The 6,251-nt window shown below is 35.3% G+C and carries 5 protein-coding genes; 2 read left to right on the top strand and 3 right to left on the bottom strand.

Annotated features, from left to right (window positions below):
* The first annotated feature begins 252 nt into the window (after positions 1–252).
* The gene (locus DO88_RS02990) at positions 253–888 is read left to right on the top strand and encodes a methyltransferase family protein (RefSeq protein ID WP_033040688.1); all 636 of its coding nucleotides are present in this window, start codon (positions 253–255) and stop codon (positions 886–888) included.
* A gap of 36 nt (positions 889–924) precedes the next feature.
* On the opposite strand, the gene DO88_RS02995 is transcribed toward DO88_RS02990, so the two are convergent.
* The 3 genes from DO88_RS02995 to DO88_RS03005 form a co-directional block, all read right to left on the bottom strand.
* Positions 925–2,943: an EAL domain-containing protein gene (locus DO88_RS02995; RefSeq protein ID WP_033040686.1), complete on the bottom strand. Its 2,019-nt coding sequence runs from the start codon at positions 2,941–2,943 to the stop codon at positions 925–927.
* 4 nt (positions 2,944–2,947) lie between these two features.
* On the bottom strand, positions 2,948–3,388 hold the full coding sequence (locus DO88_RS03000; protein WP_033040689.1) for a YfiR family protein: 441 nt from the start codon (positions 3,386–3,388) through the stop codon (positions 2,948–2,950).
* Positions 3,389–3,487: 99 nt separating this feature from the next.
* The gene (locus tag DO88_RS03005; RefSeq protein ID WP_033040684.1) at positions 3,488–5,548 is read right to left on the bottom strand and encodes a TonB-dependent receptor plug domain-containing protein; all 2,061 of its coding nucleotides are present in this window, start codon (positions 5,546–5,548) and stop codon (positions 3,488–3,490) included.
* 474 nt (positions 5,549–6,022) lie between these two features.
* Between DO88_RS03005 and DO88_RS0118430 the strand changes: the two genes are divergently transcribed.
* On the top strand, positions 6,023–6,251 hold a 229-nt coding region (locus tag DO88_RS0118430), incomplete at its 3' end, for a PAS domain-containing protein (RefSeq protein ID WP_033040682.1).

Raw genomic sequence — 6,251 nt, 5'->3', positions numbered from 1 at the left:
GGCTCTCCACCGCTGTGGGCAGCACGACATTCTACTGCGTAGCGCACCGACTTCACATTGTAGAAAGCCCGAATTTAACGATTCAGGCTTTTTTACGTCTGCAGAAAAGTGGATGGATAATACATGGTATCATTGGTAAACTTATTCTAATCTTTTATGCCGATTTAGCTGACTTTGCTTGTTAATTAACAGTATGAACACTAAAATTAATTTATAGAATTAGCTAAAAAATAATGTGTGTGAGCTCCCTCAATGAACTATCAACCCTTTATAGATGACTCAGTATCCCTAATAGAGTTTACACGTATTTACCTCGCTATTTTCTATACATTTGTGGCGGGATTTTATACTTATAGAATTATTTATAAAAATCGAACCACACCCTCTGGCGTTATTTTTCCTGGTCAGCAGTATTGCACTAGTTGGTGGAACCATATGGCGTTTAAATTTTTCAGGGCTGCTATTTGGTTTGTGTGTGTTGTGAGAGTTTTTATTCCTGAATTAGATAATTACTTAGTATTATTTGAACCTTTAAACGGTTGGCCTGGGGTCATGTTTGGCAATGTATTACTGAGTGCTGGGTTTATATTAAGTATGTTTGTGCATTTTGATATGGCATCACTTTGGCGCTCAGGAATAGATCCTAATGGGCCAAAGGAGCTAAAAACCACTGGACTCTATGACTATTCTCGTAACCCTATGTATTTAGGTGTTGCAGCGGCTCAAATTGGTTTCTTTTTAGCATTGCCGTGTGTATTTAGTCTGATATGTTTGATTGTAGGGGTTACCGCTTTATATAGACAAACTTTAGTAGAAGAAGAGCATCTATCGCAATCTTTTTCAGAGCAGTATCAGTATTATAAACAACGCGTACCTCGCTGGTTGTAATAAAGACACTACCCACATACAAGCTGGTATTTAATTTTAAAGTAATACTTTAGACTTTACGTACTTTTCAATAAAGCTTTGTTTAGTGATTGGTTTTGAAAATACATAACCTTGAATATAATCACATGCTAACTGCTTTAATAGTAAGTATTGATGCTGGGTTTCTACCCCTTCAGCGACAACTTTTACACCTAAATTATGTGCCATTGTTATTATTGCCTTTATAAGCGCTATGCTGTTTTCATTGGTTTCTATATCTCTAATAAAAGAGTGATCAATTTTTAGGATATCGATATCTAAGCGTTGAAGATAGGCAAGTGATGAATAACCGACACCAAAATCATCTATTGCTATATCAATATTTTTTGCGTTAAGCCGCTTTAATTGACTCTGTATTAAAGAATCAGGATCCATTAGCGTGTTCTCTGTAACTTCTATGAGAATAGTATGGGCGGGGAGTTTGTATTGCTCACTTGCTTCTAGCCATTCATTTACCCAATTACCAGCACGATCAATCTCAAGTGGTGACGTATTTACGCTAATTTGTATAGGTGTTTCGCAAAGTAGATTAAATTGAACAGTATCTTTAATTGCTTGTAGTTTTACCCACTGGCCAATATCGCTTATTAAGCCATTCTTTTCAGCGATTGGTATAAATTCATTTGGGCCAATTAGACCTCGCTCAGGGTGATTCCAGCGTATTAACGCTTCGGCTTTGGGTACTGATGTACCATTGATAGAAAAAATGGGTTGATAATAAAGCTCAAATTGACTTTTTTTAAGGGCAGTATGTATTTGTTCTATTAAACGGCGCTTTTCGATTGCTTGTTCTTCCATAGCATAAGTGAAAAATTCGTAGCGGTTTCTACCTTTATGTTTAGATAAATACATTGCTTGATCAGCTCGCTTTACTAAGTCTTCTACTGTTACCCCATCCGTTGGATAAAAAGTTAAACCTAAACTTGCAGTCACATACACCTTTTCTTTTTTTAGATGAATACATTGCATTAAGCTACTTTTTACTGCATTTGCAACCTTACTTGCGCTCGCTTGATTGTCTACTCCTTCTAGAATAAGAGTAAATTCATCACCGCCTAGTCTTGCTACAGTATCGTTAGCTGTTATGCAGTTTTGTAATCTAACTGCGACTTGATGTAACAGTAAATCGCCATAGTCATGTCCGAGACTGTCGTTTATTTCTTTGAAGCCATCTAAATCAATAAAAATAAGGGCAAAAGTTATATTTTTTTTGCTAATTAAACTTTGTAGTTTTTCGTAAAAGTAACGTCTGTTAGGTAGATCTGTAAGGCCATCTTCATATGCATATTGGTGTAATTGGAAATTTGCATTTTCAAGTTCTTTAGTACGAAGCCGAACTTGATTTTCAAGTGAACTTTCTCGCTGTTCAATCGTGTGTAACATATCGTTGAAACAGGAAGTAAGTTCGCCTACCTCATCTTGCGAGAGCTGTTTTGCACGTAAGCTATAGTCATTCGATTTTGTTATTTGGTTAGCTGTTTGTGCCAAATATAATATAGGGTTTAAAAACCGACGTCTGAGTAATAAGGATAATAGTAAGCTCACAATAAATGTAAATATCACCAAAATAATAAGAAACTTACTATAAAATGCCACTCTATCATTAATGTAGCTATCATTAGCCCTAATTTTGAGCTCACCATAGCAATGAGAATCTAGCTCTAAAACGGTACTTATTTCTATACTATGTTGTGCTGTTTTAGAAAGAGAATTGGCGATAGCAAGTGGTTTACCATCTGAATTACTCACAATCACAGATACTATATCTGAGCGAATAAGCAGTGGGTTAATAAGTTCTTGTATTGCTTCTGCATCGTCAAACATAAGCGCTGTCGTTATATTAGGGGACAACATTTTAGAAAGAGATACTAAACTTTTTACTTGCTCTTCTTTCGCGCTACTTATTTCATAGGCACTAAATACGGTTGTGACTGTTGCGGTTGATACTAGGGCGACACACATTAAAATGACTAAAAGTTTTTTGCTCATTGTGTTTAATAAAAATAGTTTTTTCATTGCATTACCTATCAACAACGCGAGCAAGGCGTAATACTTTTGAACTCATTGTAATACCTACTTCTTTAAGTTTTTTAGGCGCTATTTCGAAACGAATTTTACCACTTGAAAGAAAAAATCTAATGTGTCCGCCATTTTTAATAAAACCTTCAGTTTCACCTATAACCATAATATTGTCATAAGGAGAAACCTTTAGGTTTTCCCAATTAGAGACTGTATTGGCGGTTATAAAAAGCATATCACACGATACGTTTGATATATCGTTGAGAGCAATATGTTTATTCTTTAAAGGTAATCCTTTTACTATTCGTTCTTTTAAAACAATGTTTGCTAACTCAATAAAGTGTTTATCAGGGCTGCATAGAGTAAAAAAAATGTCTTTTTGAGGAAGCGAGTGCCATTGAGAAAATCTGGCAAAATTATATAAGAAGCCTGCTTTAAGCATGTATTCTTTTTCCATTGCATTACAATTTGCACTAAATAAAAATACAAATATAATTAAGGTACGATGGATTAAACTTTTTGACTTGAGCATGTTATAAACTTAAAACGTAGTCATAATTGTGAATGTAAAAGATTCATCAATATAATTGGGTATAGTATAGGTTTCGTGTGTATTACCATATTCGATGTGAGAACTAGCTAATAAATTTTTACCTGAAAGCGCTGTTGACCACTGTTGATTTATCTGCCAATTCCAAGTCAAATCTAATGCTGCGTAGTTATCTGTGTTATACGCATTAGAATTTTCTACTCGTAATGTAGAAAACAGAGAATGGCCGTTAAATAGAGTGTAATTTGCTTTTGCAAATAGCTGCCTATTTGTTGAATCAAACCCAACCACAGGCCTAGTATCATAAGGTAAGCTATATTTAAAGTCTGTATAACTGTACCCAAGTTCTGCGCTGAGAGTATCCATAGGTTGCCACGATAAAACGACATCAAAACCTTTTGTTGTTGTTTTTCCAACAGAGATTAAATCAAGGTTGATTTGAGTTGTTGTAAGCGCTTGAGCTGCTTGTGGGATCTCTCCCGATCGAAACAGAGCGAGAGCAGGCAAGAATTGTTCAAAATGGGTATTTAAGTTAATAACCGCTACGTTTTTACCGTGCGTGTTATAAGCGGAAAAGTCTATTGACCAATCGTTATCGGAAAATCGGTAACCTAGTTCGTGAGAGATATAATTCTCAGATTTCACTTTATCGTTACCATTTAAAAAAGTGGCGATTCGATATTCATCTATAGCTACCAGCCCTGTACTTGTGCCAAGTACATCAATAACTTTGGTTCCATTAAGTTTAAAGTTATCGTTAAACTCAATAAGCGTGGGGATTCGTACACTTCTGGATATAGCGCTCCAAACAAGATGATTCTCGATTGGTTTGTAAACTAACCTTGCTGAAGGTTGGTTTTCCCACCCTGTTAGATCATTATGATCTAATTTAGTGCCAATTATAAAATCGAGAGTATCAGGGGTAAAGTTATATTGAGCTTGAATAAGCCCACCATACTGCTGAAGGTTATCCAAATCTTTATCGCTATCTAAAAAGACACTTTGTGCAAATGAAATGGTGTTATAGCGGTAGTTTAATCCCCAATCAAACTGTAGTGACTGGTAAATAAAATTCATTTGGTAGTCAATATCTATCGATTCGAAATGCTCTTTTATGTAGGCTTGAGATCCATTTTGTTTGAGCCATGATACCTGTAACATCTGATTGGCATTGCCTGATATTCTGTGTTCTAAACGGGCCATCATACGTGAGTCGATACGCTTTAAATCATCAGAAAATGCAATGTTTTCATTTGTAGCATCAACTACACCTCGGTAGTTTTGGCCTAATTTTGAATGCGTAACATCGCCTTGAAATAAACCCGACAATTCATCATTAGGTGTATAGTCAGCACGTATACCAAAAGAATATTGTTTCGTAGTATCATTTGGTTTGAGTCTAGCTCCTTTTTTAGATGTATTTGCATGTTTTGCATGGCCATAAATTCGATAACTGCCTTTATTACCAATATCGTTTCCATAACGAAAATTTGTATCGACATTTATTTGATTGCCGGTGGTTGCTGTTGCTAATGTGTCACGAGTATCAATACTATTTTTAGTAATAATATTGATAACACCATTATTTGCGTTACTTCCCCATAAAAGCCCACCTTGCCCTCGAATGACTTCTATGCGTTCAATATCGTACAAAGGAACATTGAGTGTTTCCCAATAAACAGCTGCAAATTTTGGTGTATATAAACTTTGGCCATCGATCATGACTAATAACTTGCTAGAAAAGCGAGAAGCAACGCCTCTCGAAGAGATAGCCCACTGGTTATTATCGAGTTGTCTAACAATAAGCCCAGGAACCATTTTTAGTGCTTCAGGTACAGACATAGCACCAGAGTTAGTAATTTGCTCTTTACTTAAAACATAAATAGAGGAGGCTGTATCAAATGCTGATTGAGTTCTTTTCATTGCTGAAGTGACTTGAACATCCATTCCCATTAGGGCATCAAGGTCAAGGTTTTCGTAATCAAATTGCTCAGCCATTAGTAAGGGAGAAATAAAGGTTAATGGCCATAAAAAGCGTTGTGATATTTTCAATGAGGTGTCTCCTACACAATCCAAATTCAAAAACAATCGTTGTTTTTGTAAAGCATCTGTTATCACATGATATTAACATAAATTAATGATGTAAAAGCACTTTATATTATTAATAAAATTGATTTTGGAATTTTTTTAGTTCGCTCAAAATAATAAACGTCTTGGGCCAGTTGACCTTTCAGAATTAAAATTCATTCTATCTCGGGGCTATTTTATCCGGTTACTAAATTGGAAAAAGCAAAATACAGATCCTATATTTTAACTCTGTTTCATAGGTAATCATCAAGTATAAGTAGTTTTGAGCCGTCATGGTTTAGCAATGCGTTATAGGCTTAATTATTACTCGCTATTTATATAGATGGCGCATTATTAAAATGTGAGTGAATATATCGTTTCTTTAAAGCTATTTTTTGCTTTTGTTGTAGGGGTGTCGAATACTGGATTTAGCTTCATTAAACCTAGAGGCAAGCAGGTATGATAAAAAGTGGGTTAGTGGATTTACAAGAAGTACTTGATTTAATGCTTGATGCTGTTTGTGTTGTAGATAAGCAAGGTACATTTGTTTTTGTTAGCGCCGCGTTTGAGCGAATTTTTGGTTATTCAGCCAATGAAGTTGTTGGTAAAAAAATGATTAATTATGTCTATTCTGGAGATCATCAAAAAACGCACAATGCAATTGCTTCGGTAATCCCCCCGAAAAATA

Source organism: Pseudoalteromonas sp. S3431 (genome assembly GCF_000690035.1).
GTDB lineage: Bacteria > Pseudomonadota > Gammaproteobacteria > Enterobacterales > Alteromonadaceae > Pseudoalteromonas > Pseudoalteromonas fuliginea.
Note: the sequence above shows the minus strand (reverse complement) of the source record. Positions and strands in the feature narration are given on the sequence as shown.